Source organism: Metabacillus sp. 22489, from assembly GCF_052044855.1.
Classification (GTDB): domain Bacteria; phylum Bacillota; class Bacilli; order Bacillales; family Bacillaceae; genus Metabacillus; species Metabacillus niabensis.
Genome location: NZ_JBQENT010000015.1, coordinates 17,845 through 35,418, shown reverse-complemented (window position 1 = coordinate 35,418; position 17,574 = coordinate 17,845). Strand labels below are relative to the sequence as shown.

Below are 17,574 nucleotides of genomic sequence, written 5' to 3'. Positions count from 1 at the left end.
ATTAAAACATATTTCTTTTGAATAGTTCCTCGTTGTTTTGTTCTACATTAATACTTCTTTACCCTCTTCAATTGCCTGCAAGCACGCTTCAATCACTCGCATGTTTTGAATCGCATGCTCTCCGGTGTAGGAAGGATCTTGATCTTTTAATATAGCTTCTGATAAATGGTCTACTTCTAACACGTAAGTATCTGCAGGGAAAGTCTCAGTTCTTTCACCGTTTCCACTAACAACCTTCACAATGCCATCCCCATTGCCATGTTGATCTGGTCGAAAGGCATATGGTACTGTTATTTTTCCCTTTGTACCAACAACCTCATAATATTGGCCACCAAACATATCAAAGCTGCAATCAAATGTTGCTTGCACACCATTTTCAAGTGTCATTAGAACAGTCGTAGTTATGTCTACACCGGTTTTGTCATCAATCGTAGCTGTTGCTTTTATTAGTTTTGGCTCAGAGCCTGTGATCATTCGGATCACGTGGATGCAATAACAACCAATATCATATAATGCTCCCCCGCCCATTTCTTTTTTCATCCGAATATTTGTATCTCGGTCACTTAAATAAAAGGAAAAGCTTGAGCGAACGATTTTTACCTCTCCGATTTCACCATTTGCAATAATCTCTTTAACTCGTTGATTCATTGGATGAAATTGGTACATGAATGCTTCCATGAATTTAACATTCTGCTCGCGGCACACTGCAACCATTTCTTTCGTTTCCTCTGAATCTAAAGTTGCAGGTTTTTCACAAAGAACATGTTTACCATGCTTTGCTGCTTCAATCACCCATTTTTTATGCAAGTGATTTGGTAATGGAATATAAACAACATCTATTGAAGGATCTCGTAATAGCTCCTCATAGCTTGAATACGTTGTCGGAATATTTAAATCCCTAGCAATTTCGTTAACATTCTCCCTTCCACTTGCGATTGCAGCTACTTCTGCGAGTTTAGACCGATGAATAGCAGGAATAACTTGCTCACGGCCAATTTTTGCCGTACTAAGAATTCCCCAGCGTACCTTTGACATTTAGTTACCTCCTAGAAACAATGGTTATCTTCTAAATTTCGACAACCCTTCATTCAATTCCTTTGTTTGTTTGTAAACATCTTGATATAAAGAAAAGAGCTCTTTATATTTCTCGACGTTTTCTGCAATTGGTTGATAGACATTTGCTTGTTGCACAAAGAGATCGGCAATTTCCTGTAATGTAGAAGACCAGCCAGCACCATAAGCTGCAAGAATAGCGGCCCCTATTCCCGGTCCTTGCTCACTTTGTAATTTAACGACCTTTGCATTAAATATATCGGCCTGTATTTGCAGCCATGTTTCATTTTTCGCTCCACCGCCAATTGAGGTAATTTGCTCAATAACCTTTCCACTTTCACGGAATATTTCAATTGACTCATGTAGGGAGAACGTAATTCCTTCAACTACAGCTCGAGCGAAATCCTTTTTCGTATGAGCTCCCTCCATCCCAATAAAGCTAGCACGGATTGTCGGATCAGCATGAGGTGTTCTTTCACCTGCGAGATAAGGTGTGAACAATAATCCGTTCGCACCAACTGGTACTTCGTCAATCCCATCAAGTAATTGTTCAAAGGATTCGTGCTCAGCGAAAACCTCTTTAAACCAGCTAAGACTATAGCCTGCAGCTAACGTTACACCCATTGTATAAAAGGCATTTTCTTTACCATGATTAAAATAATGTACTTTACCTGCAAAATCACGATCATTTCGTTCTTCATAAGAAAGAACTACCCCTGACGTTCCTACACTACACAATGTTGTCCCTTCTGTTAAAATACCTGCTCCAATTGCCCCACAAGCATTATCAGCACCACCTGCAAACACCTTTGTTTCAGGTGACAAGCCTGTTTGATGAGCAAATTCATCTGTAAGAGTCCCAACACATTCATGTGATTCCACTAATGGAGGACATAGCTCTTCATTTAATTCAAATAACTGACATATTTCTGTACTCCACTTTTTCTCGCCTACATTTAATAGCAAGGTTCCTGCTGCATCTGAATATTCGCTATGAATCTTTCCTGTCATTCGGTAGCGTAAATAATCCTTAGGCAGTAAAAATACGCTAGCTTTTGCAAAAAGCTCAGGTTCATTTTCTTTAACCCACAAAATTTTCGGTAACGTAAAGCCTTCTAATGCTGGATTTTTCGTAATATCTAGCAATCTTTCTTTTCCAACAACATCATAAATTTGCTTGCATTGAGCTGTTGTTCGAACATCATTCCATAGAATTGCATTACGCAATACGCTATGTGATTCATCCAATAAAACAAGACCATGCATCTGCCCTGAATAGCTAATTCCTTCAATATCTGCAACATTACCATTAAATTTGCTAACTAATTCAGCTAACCCTTCACGAGTTTTTTCTACCCATTGCTCTGGCTCCTGTTCGCTATACCCAGATTTCTCATGGATTAGCGGATATGACTTCGAAACTTCCTCAACAATTGTTCCTGTCTGATTAATCAAAATAAGCTTAACTGCACTCGTCCCTAAATCAATTCCAATAACATATTTCACTATAAAAACCTCCAGTTTGTTAATAGAAAAAAACGAGGGATATACCACTTATGTATACTCCCTAAGTAACCCCTTACATTTAATGATTTTATAAAAATGGAATAACATATTCTTCTAATCTAGAAAAATCAAAAGCAAAAAACGTTATCAAAATTATAACATCGGGAAAAATGTTTGTCTATCCATTAAACTAAGTTTATAATGAAACAATACGAGTAAACAGATAGTGGCTCTTTCCTCCCGATAATATATCGAAAAAATCATATGAAAATCGTTTAAATAAGTGGGCAGAAAGTAAAACTACTATATAATGTAAAGAGAAGCAAAACTGTTGAAATTAGGTGAAATCGTTGGAAAGAATGACATGGAATCAACAAGTAGTGAAGAAAAATAATACATCTCTTGTTTTTCGAACAATAACACAGCAAGAGCCGTTATCAAGAGCAGATATCGCACAGGATTCTGGCTTAAATAAAGCAACCGTATCATCACTTGTAAATGAATTGTTAGAAAAACAACTTGTGTATGAATCTGGTCCAGGAGAGTCAAGCGGCGGCCGTCGTCCAGTCCTCCTTCATTATAATCAGTCAGCAGGATATTCAATCGGAATTGATATCGGTGTTAATTATATTTTAGGTGTTGTAACAGATTTAAAAGGTAACATAATCAATGAACAAAAACTATCCATGAAGGATTCAGCATTCGAAGACGTTCTTAATCGAGTAAAAAAAATGGTTTATACGTTAATGGAGCCACTCCCACAAAGTCCGTACGGCGTTGTCGGAATTGGTATCGGAATCCCTGGAATCGTTGATAAGCAAGGAAATATTTTGCTCGCCCCAAATTTAGGCTGGAAAAACTGTGAAATTAAACAACAAATTGAAGAAGAATTCAACATCCCAGTCATTGTTGAAAACGAAGCAAATGCAGGTGCATATGGTGAGAAGCAATTTGGAGTCGGAAAAAGCTTCAATGATATTATTTATGTCAGTGTCGGAATCGGTATTGGGGTTGGATTAATCTTAAACAATCAATTGTACCAAGGAGTAAATGGGTTTTCCGGTGAATTAGGTCATATGGTGATCCAAATGGATGGTGCCCCTTGTCGCTGTGGAAGTAAAGGCTGCTGGGAAGTGTATGCCTCTGAGCACGCACTCATCGATAATGCCAAAGATTTAGACGATCCAACACTTGAATCAATCATCGATTTAGCAAAAAATAACGACGAAAAAGCGATCGCCTTATTTGAAGAAATCGGAAAATACCTTGGCTTTGGCATCAATAATATAATCAATACTTTTAATCCAGAACAAATTATTATTGGCAATCGCTTAGCAATGGCAAAGCAATGGATTGAACAACCGCTCCAAGATATCGTCCAATCACATGCCCTTGCCTTTCAGCAAAAAAACCTACAAATTAGCTTTTCTCAGCATTCAACACATTCAGCTGCACTCGGCGTATCTGCCTTTGCTTTTGAGCAGTTTTTAGAAAATGAGTTACAAGAAATTTAAAGGTTCCTTATAATAGAATGGAAAAAAGACTTGATAATTGCAAGTCTTTTTTTCTTTGTTCAATAGCAATTTGGGTGAACCCATAAAATTTGTCAACTTATTAAAATTATCTGTCAACATTAGAGGAAAATCTGTCAACTTTAAAGAAAAATCTCTCAACTTTGCAGTAAAATCTGTCATTCGACATCATTCGTCATATTTTTTTACAAATAAAAAACCCGATCCTCTAAAAGAGAATCGGGTTTATCATTTTAAAAAGGTGCCGCGATTGCCGCATCGTATTATAGAGTTTTAAACCACCACTCCTACAAGTGGGTGTTTGCAGAAGCTTTCGTATCGTCCTCTACTCAGATGGAGGCATGATATTCCGACTTCAATATAAAACTCCCTATTTCAGCTTAAAGGTTAAAACTTTATAAGAAATGCGTACAGCGCAGCTTGTATAGTAATAATACTAAAAATGAACCGAAATTGCAACTCATGTTCTTATATTCTTTTCGTTTTATGAAAGTTCCCTTAATTGGTAAACCTCACCTTCTTAATAAGAAGGCCATCCTTGCGAATCCCAATACAAATCATTAATGAGCATTGTTGGCATTCCGTTGTTTTCAGCATCATAGGCATGACGAATAATTATATTATTATTGTAAACATCTTGATGACCTGGTCCCTTCCAACGAACATTACCTGCATCCATAATTGTACCGCCGCCATTCATCATGCTCACACCATTTTTATCGACGTATGGACCTGTAATATTTTTGGAACGGCCATAAGCAATTTTGTAAGTGCTGTTCACACCTTGACAGCAGCTATCAAAGGAAACAAATAAATAATAATAACCGTTTCGGTAAGTGATGCTTGGAGCTTCTATTGGATTGTTAGGAATATTTGGTCTTGATGCAATTGAATAAACTGTACCTGTTGGTTTCATCGTATTTTTATCTAATCTTGTTAATTTAATTCCACTCCAGAATGAGCCATATGAAAGCCATGGGTTTCCTTCAGCATCAATTACAAGGTCACCGTCAATCGCATTAAAATTAGAAGAGCTCGTTGATCTTACGACTAAACCATCATCTCTCCATTGTCCAGACGTTATACTATGGGTCGATAATAAGCCAATAAGTGAATTATTTGTACCAAAGCTTGAAACAGAATAATAAAGCCAATACCTACCATTATAATATTGAATATCTGGTGCCCATTGATTTGACTCATGGTTTGGTACATATGTTTTCCACCATGATGGAGCTGTCGGAAAAATAACTGGGGTTGTATACCAATTCGTCCCATTGTCAGACCGTAATACACGAATTCCATTTTTCCCTACTTCACCTGTTCCAAACACATACCATGAATTTCCTTCTTTAATTATTGAAGGATCATGGATCATTCTTTCTCCTTCAACATTCCAAAATGCCCCATAAGCCTGCTGGGGAACTGCGATCATTGCTAAAATGATGGCAATCCAAGAAAAATACTTCAACCGTTTCAAATTCATCTCCTCCTCTTTGTTCCTTAATAGTTACAATGGTAAAACCTATTTACAAACATCACCTCCTTCGAATATTAAACGCTTTCATTTTGTGTAAAAAAATAAGACACACGATGATACAAAACTACGAAACTCACAGTTTGCATCATCGAATATCTTATTATGTTCACGCATAGCTGTTGTATAAAGTTCGTTTTAGCTCACCATTTTGAGCCATTTGGAGATGGACATTTTTTGTTTGTGAATTTTGCTCGATATTCCACTAAGCAGCCGCTATAGGAGCAAGTAGTCCCATACATTAACGACGAACAGGCTTTACAAGTATCTAACCTTAAGTGATACACATCGTTTGAAACAATAAGTTGCTCATCGCCCTTATGCTTAGAAAGAATGTGTTCAATTTCTTCTCGTTTTATGATGACATTTCTTGTACAGCCTTTACATGTATTTGTTGTCATCTCTACCATCACCCTTTTTTATTCAATTGTTAAGCTAACAACTGACATTGGAGGTAATGATACTTGTAATTCGCCATTTTCAATTTTTGCACCTGTAAATTCAGTTGGTTTTACAGCATCTGGTTGTTCAAATGTATTATGTGCATCCATTGTGTCAGCCGTTAAGATCGTACCAGAAAGACTTGCGATTTGTTCTTTAATACCGCGAAGCTGGATCGCGAAGGATGCTGATTCTTTATTGTCAATATTACATAAGCCAATATGAACCTTTCCATCTTTATCCTTTGATGCTGTAATCGAAATTTGATCAACCTCTAGATCCTCATATTTATGACGATTCACATTAGCATCAACGGCTAAAAGCGTTGCATCCTGGTGTACTTTGTACATATCAAATACATGGTATGTTGGCGTAAGTATCATTTTTTCACCTTCTGTTAATACCATCGCTTGAAGTACGTTAACGGTTTGAGCGATATTTGCCATGTGTACACGATCACAATGCTTATGGAAAATATGAAAATGAATGGCTGCAACAACTGCATCACGAATTGTATTTTGTTGATAAAGGAATCCTGGGTTCGTTCCAGGTTCAACATCAAACCATGTCCCCCACTCATCAACGATCATCCCAACACGTTTTTCAGGATCATATTTATCCATAATCGTACTGTGTTTCGTAATAAGTTCGTCCATAAAATAAGCTTGTTCGACCGTTTTAAACCATTCATACTCTGGGAAGCCAGTTGCTGCACCCTTACCTAACCAGAAATCACCAGGTCTTGTATAGAAATGTAAGCTTAAACCGTCCATATAGCGACCAGCTTCACGCATCAACACTTCTGTCCAGTTATAATCATCTACATTTGCTCCACCGGCAATTTTATAAATTTTGTTATCACCGTAGTTTCTAACATATGTTTGGTACCTGCGATAAAGATCAGCATAATATTCTGGACGCATGTTTCCGCCACAGCCCCAGTTTTCATTGCCAACACCAAAATATTTCACATTCCATGGCTCTTGTCTTCCGTTTTCTTGTCTCCAGTTAGCCATTGGTGATTCGCCGTCAAATGTCATATATTCAACCCATTCTGACATTTCTTGAACTGTACCACTACCAACGTTACCGCAAATATATGGTTCACAATCTAGTAGTTCACATAGCAACATAAATTCATGTGTACCAAAGTGATTGTTTTCAACAACGCCACCCCAATGAGTATTAACCATACGTTTACGGTTTTCTCTTGGTCCAATCCCATCTTTCCAGTGATATTCATCAGCAAAACAGCCACCAGGCCAGCGAAGAACAGGGATATTAATTTGTTTTAGCGCTTCCAAAACATCATTACGAATTCCTTTTGTGTTTGGAATTGGCGAGTCCTCTCCTACCCAAATCCCCTCATAAATGCAACGACCTAAATGTTCAGCGAAATGACCGTAAATATGTTTGCTTATTTTCCCTTTTTCAACATCCGCATTGATTACAACTTTATTTGACATGATTTCATCCCAACCTTTTTATTATAGATTCATAGATTCATCGAAAAATAAGAGGTAGAGCATTTCGACAAGTATACTTGTTCATTCGATTAACTCTACCTCCTATTATGTTAAGAAACCTTATTTATAAACGACGTCATTCCAACGTAATTCATTTTTAAATGCATGTTTATTTGTATCATTGTTGATAACAACACACTCAATACCAACTAGTTCAGCAAAGTCTCTTAATTGATCAACTGTTACTTTGTAAGAGAACACTGTGTGGTGAGCTCCGCCAGCAACGATCCAGTTTTCTGCACCTTCGCTTAAATTTGGTTGTGGAGTCCAAAGAACTCGTGCAACAGGAAGATTTGGCATATCAATTTCAGGCTGTACAGCATCTACTTCATTAACGATTAAACGGAAGCGATGTCCTAAGTCAATAATTGATGCATTTAAAGCCGCACCGCTCTTTCCATTAAAGATAAGGCGAGCAGGGTCTTCCTTACCACCGATACCTAGTGGATAAACAGCGATTTTTGGTTTTGTTGCTGTAATTGTAGGGCAAACCTCAAGCATATGTGAACCAAGAACAAGCTCATTTCCAGGTTCAAAGTGATATGTGTAATCTTCCATGAATGAAGTATCTTCATTATCAGCAATAATTTTAGAAATGCGTAAAAGTGCAGCTGTTTTCCAGTCACCTTCTCCGGCAAATCCATAGCCTTGTGCCATTAATCGTTGTACAGCAAGACCTGGTAATTGCTTCATACCATGTAAATCCTCAAATGTTGTTGTAAATGCTGTATAACTTCCAGCTTCTAAAAATGCTTTCATTCCAAGCTCAATTCTTGCTTGGTAACGAATTGATTCACGAACAGGACCATCTTCAAGACCTTCTGGAACAATATCGTATTCTGCTTCGTATTCGTTCATTAACTCGTCGATTTCCTGTTCTGTCACTTCATTCATTTTTGCGACTAAGTCACCAATTCCGAAACCATCAACTGTCCAACCAAGCTTAATTTGCGCTTCTACTTTATCGCCTTCTGTAACAGCTACATTACGCATATTGTCACCGAAGCGCGCTACTTTTAAATGTTTGCTTTCAGAGAACGCAACCGCTGTGCGCATCCAGCTTCCAATCGTATTTCTTACATCACTGCTTTCCCAGTGACCGACAACAACTTTACGCTTTACATGTAATCTGCTACCCATAAATCCAAATTCACGGTCACCATGAGCGGATTGGTTTGTGTTCATGAAGTCCATATCGATCGTATCCCAAGGAATGTCACGATTAAATTGAGTGTGTAGGTGTAGCATTGGTTTTTGTAATGCAGTTAATCCAGCAATCCACATTTTAGCTGGTGAGAAAGTGTGCATCCATGTAATAATCCCGGCACATTTTTCATCAGCATTTGCTTCAAGACATAATCTGCGGATTGAATCTGCTTCTTTTAATACGGTTTTAAATACCAATTTATATGTAACCGCTGGGTCACTATCTAAGCCTTCTGTAATTACTTTTGAATTTGCTTCAACTTCACGAATTGTATCGTCACCGTATAGGTCTTGACTTCCTGTTACAAACCAAAATTCATATTCTTTTACTTTTAACATCTCTGATTCCCCCAGTAAGTTGTTATTGATTTACTTTTGATGTAGTCTTTTGACCGTAGTAAGCATTTGCTCCATGCTTGCGAAGATAATGCTTATCAAGTAAAAATTGGTCAATTGGCTGAATAGCTGGGTTTAATTGATACGTATGAAGGGCCATCTTTGCAACTTCCTCTAACACAACTGCATTATGGACAGCTTGCATCGCATCTTTTCCCCAGCAAAATGGCGCATGACCAGATACTAAAACACCAGGCATTGCAACTGGATCAAGACCAGCGTTTTCAAATGTTTCGATAATGACGTTACCTGTTTCCAACTCATACGCACGTGTGATTTCATCCTCTGTTAAAGGTCTAGTACATGGAATTTCTCCATAATAATAGTCTGCATGAGTTGTACCTAAAGCAGGAATTGGACGTCCTGCCTGAGCCCAGCTCGTTGCCCATGGCGAATGAGTATGAACGACACCACCTAGTTTAGGAAATGCTTTATAAAGCGCAATATGTGTTGCCGTATCTGATGAAGGACGTAAATCGCCTTCAACGACTTCACCATCTAAATTAACTACGACTAAATCTTCCACTTTTAATTCATCGTAAGGGACACCACTTGGCTTAATAACTACTAATCCCTTTTCACGGTCAATCCCACTGACATTCCCCCAAGTAAACGTTACCATTTGATACTTTGGCAGAAGTAGATTAGCCTTTAACACTTGCTCTTTTAATGATTCAAGCATTCTCTTAATCTCCCCTTTTTATGAAGGGTGGCACAGCTTGTTAAAAAGTGATGCTGTACCACCTTATATTTAGGTATTATTGAGTGACTTTATCCTTTTGTGTGACGCTTTCTCGTTTGATTTTCTTTAAGTTTTTCATGACATCATTTGCACCGCGTCCAAAATAGTCATATAGACGAGTATATTCAGCAAATAATTGGCTATATACTTCAGTGTTTTTTGGATTTGGACGATACACTGTATCTTTTAAACGTGCCATTTCTTTTGCAGCGTCTTTTATATCATCATATCCGCCACGCTCTTTACCAGCTGCCACTGCTCCGAACATCGCAGAGCCTAAAGCAGGTGTTTGAGATGAAGCTGAAATACGGATTTCCATATTTAATACATCAGCATAAATTTGCATCATTAACGCATTTTTCTCAGCAATCCCACCGCAAGCATACACTTCATGAATCGGTACACCGTTCCCTCTAAATGCATCAACGATAGTACGAGTACCAAATGCTGTTGCTTCGATTAGAGTTCGGTAAATTTCCTCAGGCTTAGTAAGCAATGTAGCACCTAATAAAACACCAGTTAAGTCAGCATCAACCAATGTTGAACGGTTTCCATTCCACCAGTCAAGAGCAATTAAACCGCTTTCACCAACTTCAAGCTTTGCAGCCTTTTCAGTTAATAATTGGTGGATGTTCATTCCCTTAGCTTCAGCTTCTTCATAGTAGCTTGCTGGTACACAGTTCTCAGTAAACCATTCGAAGTGGTCACCAACACATGATTGTCCTGCTTCATATCCCATAAATCCCGGGATAACGCCATCTTCTACAACACCACACATGCCTGGAACTACTTTTTCCTCTTCACCAAGTAAAATATGACAAGTTGAAGTTCCCATAATCATTAGAAGCTTTCCTGGCTCAGTAATTCCAACTGCAGGCACTGCAACATGGGCATCAACGTTTGCAATAGCAATTGCTGTACCAGGCTTTAAGCCAATCATTTTCGCCGCTTGTTCTGTTAATTCCCCAGCCTTTGAGCCAATTGGGTAAATGTCAGTTGATAGTTTCTCTTCAACAACATTTTCCAATCTTTCGTCAAGCGCCTTAAAGAACTCTTTAGAAGGATAGCTATCTTGCTTGTGCCAAATTGCTTTATATCCTGCCGTACAGCTATTTCTTTTCAGCTCTCCAGTTAACTGGTATGTTACCCAGTCTGTTGCTTCAACAAATTGGTCTGTTGCTTCATATATTTCAGGCGCTTCATTAAGGATTTGCCATAATTTTGGAAATAACCATTCAGAGGATATTTTCCCGCCGTATCTTTGCAAAAATTTCTCTCCTCTTGCTTCAGCAACCTCATTTAAGCGATTTGCCTCATCCTGTGCTGCATGGTGCTTCCAAAGCTTCACAAATGCATGTGGATGATTTTTAAATTCTTCGGTTAAGCAAAGAGGTGTTCCAAATTCATTTATCGGTAAAACTGTGCATGCAGTAAAATCAATCCCAAGTCCAATAACATCTTCAGGAGAAATGTTGGCTTGTTTTAGTACATCTGGAATCGTTACTTGTAAAACTTCCATATAATCAGTTGGATGTTGAAGAGCCCAGTCATTTTCAAGCTTTGTTACTCCATCAGGTAAAAATTCATCCATTACACCATGTGTGTAAGGTTTAACTGATGTTGCAATTTCATTTCCAGTACCGATTTCTACAAGTACCGCTCTTCCTGATTGTGTCCCATAATCGACACCAATTGAATATTTAGCCATTCTAGTCACCCCAGCCTCTTTCTTTCTCATACCCAAACATTTTTCTTATAAAATATCATTACTAGTTCATTTCTTATCATACGTACAAGTTAAAGGCTATTTCATATAGATAATTGTTAAAATTCAAATAGTAAAATACTAATTTTTTAAGTAATTCAACTTATACGTATAACCTTAATTAGATTTTAGCACTTATCGATAATTTTTCAATACAAATTTTCAATATTTCTTTAAAAATTGTACTTTTTTTGCCGATCACCCATCTAACTTATCCTTACAAGTTGGTTTTTTAACCTTTTTTGCGTTTTTTTCCGATTAATACAATCCCTTGTTTGTCTTTTCCCGTAAAAACGAGTGTAGGATTCCAGCATTCGTAGTCCCATGCTGGCAGGACAATGATTTCAGCACTTGATAAGTCATTCGTTAATGTTAGCTCAACTACATTATTCTGTTTTAATTCCCATGAACCTTTACTATTTTTGCTATGAACTTCTCCATCTCTAGTAAACTCATAAACTTCCGAACAAATCATTCCATTGTTATGTTTATCTTGTATAATAATATCCCATACACCTGGAATCTCCTCTTGATCGATAGGTTGTTCCTCTTCCCCTGCATATCTTTCTGGAGATACAAGCGGCCAGCCATCTTCAGTCCAGACAATTTTACGAATATGAAGACCGTGGTGGATTTTTGTTCGTTCTCCCCTAGCATGGTGACATATATAGAAGTTTCCATTGTCTTGTAAAACAGAGTTATGTCCCGGCCCGATCCAGCCTTCTTTGTCAGCAAATTTATAACCGCCGAGAATTTTTAAGCCTGTCTCATTCGGATCGATCTCAATGTCTCTCATATCATTGCCGTTAATATCAAGATAAGGACCTTCGATTCTATCCGAAACAGCTACGCGAATATTATAATCTCTGAATAATGAATCATATGAAACAAATAAATAATACTTTTTCAATTCTGGATGGTACACAATGTATGGACCTTCTATTGCAGCTTCAACACTTTTCGGACGGCGCGCTAAAAGAATTCCTTCATTCTGTTCGGCACGCTTCCCTGTGCTAGGGTCAATTTTACATAGATAAATACCTCCAAAAAATGATCCGTATACCATCCAAGGTATTCCGTTTTCATCAAATGTTATGTTCGGATCGATCGCATTTGGTCCTGATACACCATGCTCGGTTTTAATCACCTCACCTTGGTCTACCCATGGTCCTTCAATATGCTTACTTGTGGCTACACCAATAAATGACTGATTTTTACCGAATTGGCTAGCAGCATAATATAAATAATAAGTATCTCCATATTTAGCAACATCTGGTGCCCAAAGTCCTAATGCTCCAGTCCATTCAAACGCAGCTTCCGGAATTTTATCGAACGCATGTCCGACCCATTCCCATTTAATTAAGTCTTTTGATTTCCTAATTTGGATACCTCCAGACGGTGGTCCACCAACTTTTGCATCTGTTGAAAAGACATAATACGTATCACCATCCTTAATAAGTGCTGGATCGTGTACATTATGTATCGTCCATAATTTCTCATTGTTGGCGATTGATTCGTCATATAAATCATCTTTTACTGGTTCATTCGGATAAATCATTCTTCTTCCTCCTCAACAAACTGCTTTCCCCATATAGCAGTCCCTTCATTATTTAGGCCTGTAAAAACAAGTGTAGGCTTCCATTTTTCATAATCCCACTCAGGCAAGATTGTTACTTCATCAATCCAATAATCATCAGGAGCTTCATTTGGGGCATACCAATAAAGCTTTAATGTATTTTCGTCTAGCTCCCAATAATCTTCTCCATTAGCATCATTTATTTTTCCATTTTTTAATAGCTTAAGATTAGTAGATGTTTGCATGCTATCATCAAATCGCGGAAATTCGATTCTCTCCCAATTTCCTATTAAATTTTCTTCCTTTATTTGAGCGGAATCTTTCGGTTTTCCCGCATATCGTTCTGGAGATACAACTGGCCACCCATCTTTAGTCCATATAATTTCTCGTACATGGAGATGTGACCAATACAAGTCCTCACCAGCTCTTGCATTATGTGTTAAATAGTATTTGTCCCCCTCTTGAAGCAGACCATTATGACCTGTTCCAAGCCAGCCGCTATCATCATTAAATGCATATGAGTTAATAATTTTTGTTCCTGTATCAAACGATTCATCTGACGTGTCTATCATATTTTTACCATTGAAATCTACATATGGGCCTTGGATATCCTTTGAACGTGCAACCCGAACATTGTATGTGTCCTCCAAATAGCCATATGAGACTGTTAAATAAAACATATCTGTATCACGGTTATACATCATTGCTGGTGCTTCAATTTCAAAATCATTGCTTTTCCGTTTCGCAATGAGTGTTCCTTCTTCACCAGATTTTTTCTGCTTTCCTGTTGTTTTATCTAATTCAGTAATAAAAATCCCACCAAAGTAAGAGCCATACACCATCCACGGATTTTCGTTTCTATCTATTATGATCCCTGGGTCGATTGCGTTTACTGTTTTTTCGTCACCCTCTTTTGTTTTTATAACAGGTCCTTGATCTTGCCATGGACCTTCAATGGATGAACTAGTCGCTAAACCAATATATGAGTTTCTCGTACCGAACTGGGAAACCGAATAATAAAGATAAAATTGACCATTCATTTCAACAACATCTGGTGCCCAAAAGGTTGTTGTATTTCCATTAGTCCACGCTTTCGCTTCAGTTGATAAGTCATCAAAGACTCGTCCAACAAACTCCCACTCTATCATATCGTGCGATTTTCGAATTTGAATACCTGGAAGTGGAGTCCCTGCAACCATATAATCGGTTGAAAACGTATAATACCAACCATCTACCTTAATGATTTCTGCATCATGGGTATTATTCGTTGACCATTTTGTTTCATCGTGGATAATATCAACATTCACCTTTTCAAATGGTAATTCTTGAGGAGATGTTGGATATTGGGAATTTCCAAGCTTTTTAGGAGTTTGATTCGTTTGATTAATATAATAGAATCCAGCAAACGCCATTACGATGAGTAGAATCAATATCGAAATAAAAAGCGTGGTTTTCTTTTTTGTTATCATCATTATTTAGCTTCTTTCTCTATTAAATAGACGATTTACTTACTTTGCGTACATCCAATCGTTAAACAGTTTTTCCCTACTTTTCAATTATTAAGTGGCTGTAATTGATTATCTTTTTAATAGTAGAAAAGGCTGACTATCATCATAATCAGCCTCTCCTTTATTCAGATTGAATGCATTAATTTGTATCAGGTCTAGGAACTCCAAAGTTTGGCGTTCCATCCTCATTCCATTTAATCGCTTGAACGCGTGCGTGGCGATTTGGATCGTATAATGGATCTCCTTCAATCTCCTTGTAGCTTCTAGCATGATAAACAAGCAAATCTAGTGAACCATCCTCAGATACTGTAAAGCTGTTATGTCCAGGCCCATATTGACTATTAGCTTCATTTGTTGTAAAGACAGGCTCAGGTGATTTCACCCAAGACTTCGGATCCAATAAATCACTATCTTCATCTGCAGTTAATAATCCCATGCAATAATGATGATCAGTAGCACTTGCTGAATACGTCATGAAAATTTTGCCGTTTTTCTTTAAGATTGCTGCACCTTCATTTACTAAAAAGCCAATTTTCTCCCAATCATATTCTGGAGTTGTAATACACACTTGTTCACCTTTCAATGTCCAAGGATTCTCCATTTCAGAAATATATAGGTTTGAATTCCCTTCAATCTCAGGGTCTTTTTGTGCCCATACATAGTAGCGAACACCTTTATGCTCAAACGATGTAGCATCTAACGCAAATGATTCCCACTTCGTTTTTACTTGTCCTTTTTCGACCCATTCTCCCTCTAGTGGATTAGCTGACTCATTTTCAAGAACAAACATGCGATGGTCGAACAAACCTTCATTTGTTTCAGTTGTACGTGCTGCTGCAAAATATACATACCATTTTCCATCGATATAATGCAGCTCTGGCGCCCATATATTAGCACTCATTAATCCGCTTTCATGCTTTACCCAAATTGTTTTTTCTTCAGCTTCAGCTAAGCCTGCAATTGTCTTTGCACGACGAATAGCAATTCTGTCGTATTCAGGTACTGAACCAGTGAAATAATAATACCCATCTGTATGTTTATACATAAATGGATCTGCACGTTGTTCAATTAGTGGATTTTTTACGTTATATTCAGTCATATTAACAACTCCTATATCATTAATTTGATGTACATTGTAAACGGATCATATTCCAAGACATTCTTGGTAAAGTAATTTCGATATGATCTCCAGACTTATTGGAAACATCGACATTTCTTGGTTTCACATTGTCTGGATTAGCAAAATTATTAACCGCATTCAGATCTGTCCCATCCATAACAACATGCTCAATTACTTGGACAGAACCAAAGGAACGGAACTGTGCATCCAACACTAAATCCTCATCCTCAGAACAATTTAATGCAAAAATACTTAGTGTATTATCCTCTGCATTATAAGTTGTCGAAGATTGGACTAGCGGAATATCACCGTGGCGATTTGTCGCAAGCTTCGGTGCTTCTATTAATGTGTTTAGTACTTCCCCTCTACCATAATTAGATACTTGATAGAAAGGATAGAAGATTGCTTGTTTAATAGCAGGACCACCTTTTTGGGTGAAAATTGGCGCAATTACATTGACTAATTGGGCCAAGGAAGCCATTTTAACGCGATCGACATGCTGCAATAGTGTACACATAAGACCACCAAATACTAATGAATCTAATAACGAATAGATATCCTCTAAAATTGGTGGTGCTACTTCCCAATCCTTTAACTCAACCTTCTTTTGATACCATACATTCCATTCATCAAATGAAATATACATTTTCTTTTTACTTCTATATTTCGCTTGCACATAGTCAGCTGTACTTGCTATCGTTTTTATAAAGTTGTCCATATCAGCGAATGAACCGAGAAAATCATTCGTATCGCCTAAATTTTCGTAATAGCGGTGGCATGAGATATAATCAACATGTTCGTACAAATGCTCTAATACGACGCGATCCCACTCAGGGAAAGTAGGCATCTCAGCAGAAGAGCTGCCACATGCAACTAATTCAATGGTCGGATCTACCCACTTCATTATTTTCGCTGTTTCTCTTGCTTTTTTACCGTAATCCTCCGCACTTAGTTGGCCAATTTGCCATGGACCATCCATTTCGTTCCCTAAGCACCAAACTTTAACATTATATGGATCCTTGTGTCCGTTTTGGATTCGTAAATCACTCCAATATGTATTCCCTGGATGATTACAGTATTCTACAAAGAATCCAGCCTCTTTCGGTGTTCCTGTACCTAAATTAACAGCAAGCATCGGTTCGATATTTAACTTGTTTGCCCACTTCATAAATTCATCAATTCCAACCTCATTGGGCTCAGTCGTTCTCCAAGCAAGATCCAATCTTCTAGGTCTGTTTTCTATGGGACCGATTCCATCTGTCCAATCATAGCCTGATAAAAAGTTCCCTCCAGGATAGCGGACAATTGGTACGTTTAATTCCTTTACTAAATCCATGACATCTTTACGGAAACCATCCTCATCTGCAGTTGGATGTCCCGGTTCATATATCCCCGTATAAACAGCACGACCTAAATGTTCAATAAACGAGCCAAATAGCTTAGGGTCTACTTGACCAATTTTATAATTTTTGTCAGCAAAATAGGTTACTCGTTTCATATCATTTCACCTCTTATGTCGTTTATCTGTTATTTCCTCTAATTTGAAATGAATATTCTTAGAAAGCTGCCTACAAGAGACAGCCTTTTCGCGATTAAACAAAAAGTGGCAGGAATCCGGTAAACTAGCTAGCCCATTCTAGTTATCGAAATAGATTAGGCTAGCTAG

Annotated in this window: 13 protein-coding genes; 1 reads left to right on the top strand and 12 read right to left on the bottom strand. The window is 37.8% G+C overall.

Annotated elements, in window-relative coordinates:
* Window positions 1–42 precede the first annotated feature (42 nt).
* Window positions 43–1,035: a Gfo/Idh/MocA family protein gene (locus ACTJJ9_RS10985; RefSeq protein WP_145581801.1), complete on the bottom strand. Its 993-nt coding sequence runs from the start codon at window positions 1,033–1,035 to the stop codon at window positions 43–45.
* Between the two features lie 24 nt (window positions 1,036–1,059).
* Window positions 1,060–2,559, bottom strand: coding sequence for a xylulokinase (xylB, locus tag ACTJJ9_RS10980; RefSeq protein ID WP_145581800.1), 1,500 nt, complete (start codon window positions 2,557–2,559; stop codon window positions 1,060–1,062).
* A 359-nt stretch (window positions 2,560–2,918) separates the two neighbouring features.
* On the opposite strand from xylB, the gene ACTJJ9_RS10975 reads away from it, so the two are divergent.
* Window positions 2,919–4,073, top strand: a complete 1,155-nt coding sequence (locus tag ACTJJ9_RS10975; protein WP_145581830.1) for an ROK family transcriptional regulator — start codon at window positions 2,919–2,921, stop codon at window positions 4,071–4,073.
* 538 nt (window positions 4,074–4,611) lie between these two features.
* On the opposite strand, the gene ACTJJ9_RS10970 is transcribed toward ACTJJ9_RS10975, so the two are convergent.
* From ACTJJ9_RS10970 to arfA, 10 genes are all read right to left on the bottom strand, one after another.
* Window positions 4,612–5,526, bottom strand: a complete 915-nt coding sequence (locus ACTJJ9_RS10970) for a glycoside hydrolase family 43 protein (protein WP_095302819.1) — start codon at window positions 5,524–5,526, stop codon at window positions 4,612–4,614.
* 245 nt (window positions 5,527–5,771) lie between these two features.
* Window positions 5,772–6,029, bottom strand: a complete 258-nt coding sequence (locus ACTJJ9_RS10965; protein WP_145581798.1) for a DUF6171 family protein — start codon at window positions 6,027–6,029, stop codon at window positions 5,772–5,774.
* An 18-nt stretch (window positions 6,030–6,047) separates the two neighbouring features.
* Window positions 6,048–7,535, bottom strand: a complete 1,488-nt coding sequence (locus ACTJJ9_RS10960) for an alpha-N-arabinofuranosidase (RefSeq protein WP_145581797.1) — start codon at window positions 7,533–7,535, stop codon at window positions 6,048–6,050.
* A 120-nt stretch (window positions 7,536–7,655) separates the two neighbouring features.
* Window positions 7,656–9,140, bottom strand: a complete 1,485-nt coding sequence (gene araA / locus ACTJJ9_RS10955) for an L-arabinose isomerase (protein ID WP_145581796.1) — start codon at window positions 9,138–9,140, stop codon at window positions 7,656–7,658.
* A gap of 22 nt (window positions 9,141–9,162) precedes the next feature.
* Window positions 9,163–9,879 (bottom strand): L-ribulose-5-phosphate 4-epimerase, encoded by a 717-nt coding sequence (gene araD / locus ACTJJ9_RS10950; RefSeq protein ID WP_095302813.1) that lies wholly within the window; start codon window positions 9,877–9,879, stop codon window positions 9,163–9,165.
* A gap of 76 nt (window positions 9,880–9,955) precedes the next feature.
* Window positions 9,956–11,647 (bottom strand): ribulokinase, encoded by a 1,692-nt coding sequence (gene araB / locus ACTJJ9_RS10945; protein ID WP_145581795.1) that lies wholly within the window; start codon window positions 11,645–11,647, stop codon window positions 9,956–9,958.
* A 289-nt stretch (window positions 11,648–11,936) separates the two neighbouring features.
* Window positions 11,937–13,262 carry an arabinan endo-1,5-alpha-L-arabinosidase gene (locus ACTJJ9_RS10940; RefSeq protein ID WP_145581794.1) on the bottom strand — a complete coding sequence of 442 codons (1,326 nt, stop codon included), beginning with the start codon at window positions 13,260–13,262 and terminating at the stop codon, window positions 11,937–11,939.
* Window positions 13,259–14,752: an arabinan endo-1,5-alpha-L-arabinosidase gene (locus tag ACTJJ9_RS10935; protein ID WP_145581793.1), complete on the bottom strand. Its 1,494-nt coding sequence runs from the start codon at window positions 14,750–14,752 to the stop codon at window positions 13,259–13,261. The genes ACTJJ9_RS10940 and ACTJJ9_RS10935 overlap by 4 nt, the downstream gene beginning before the upstream one ends.
* A gap of 175 nt (window positions 14,753–14,927) precedes the next feature.
* Window positions 14,928–15,887 (bottom strand): glycoside hydrolase family 43 protein, encoded by a 960-nt coding sequence (locus ACTJJ9_RS10930; protein ID WP_145581792.1) that lies wholly within the window; start codon window positions 15,885–15,887, stop codon window positions 14,928–14,930.
* A gap of 19 nt (window positions 15,888–15,906) precedes the next feature.
* Complete coding sequence (gene arfA / locus ACTJJ9_RS10925; protein WP_145581791.1) at window positions 15,907–17,406, bottom strand: arabinosylfuranosidase ArfA; 1,500 nt, start codon at window positions 17,404–17,406, stop codon at window positions 15,907–15,909.
* Window positions 17,407–17,574: the final 168 nt, after the last annotated feature.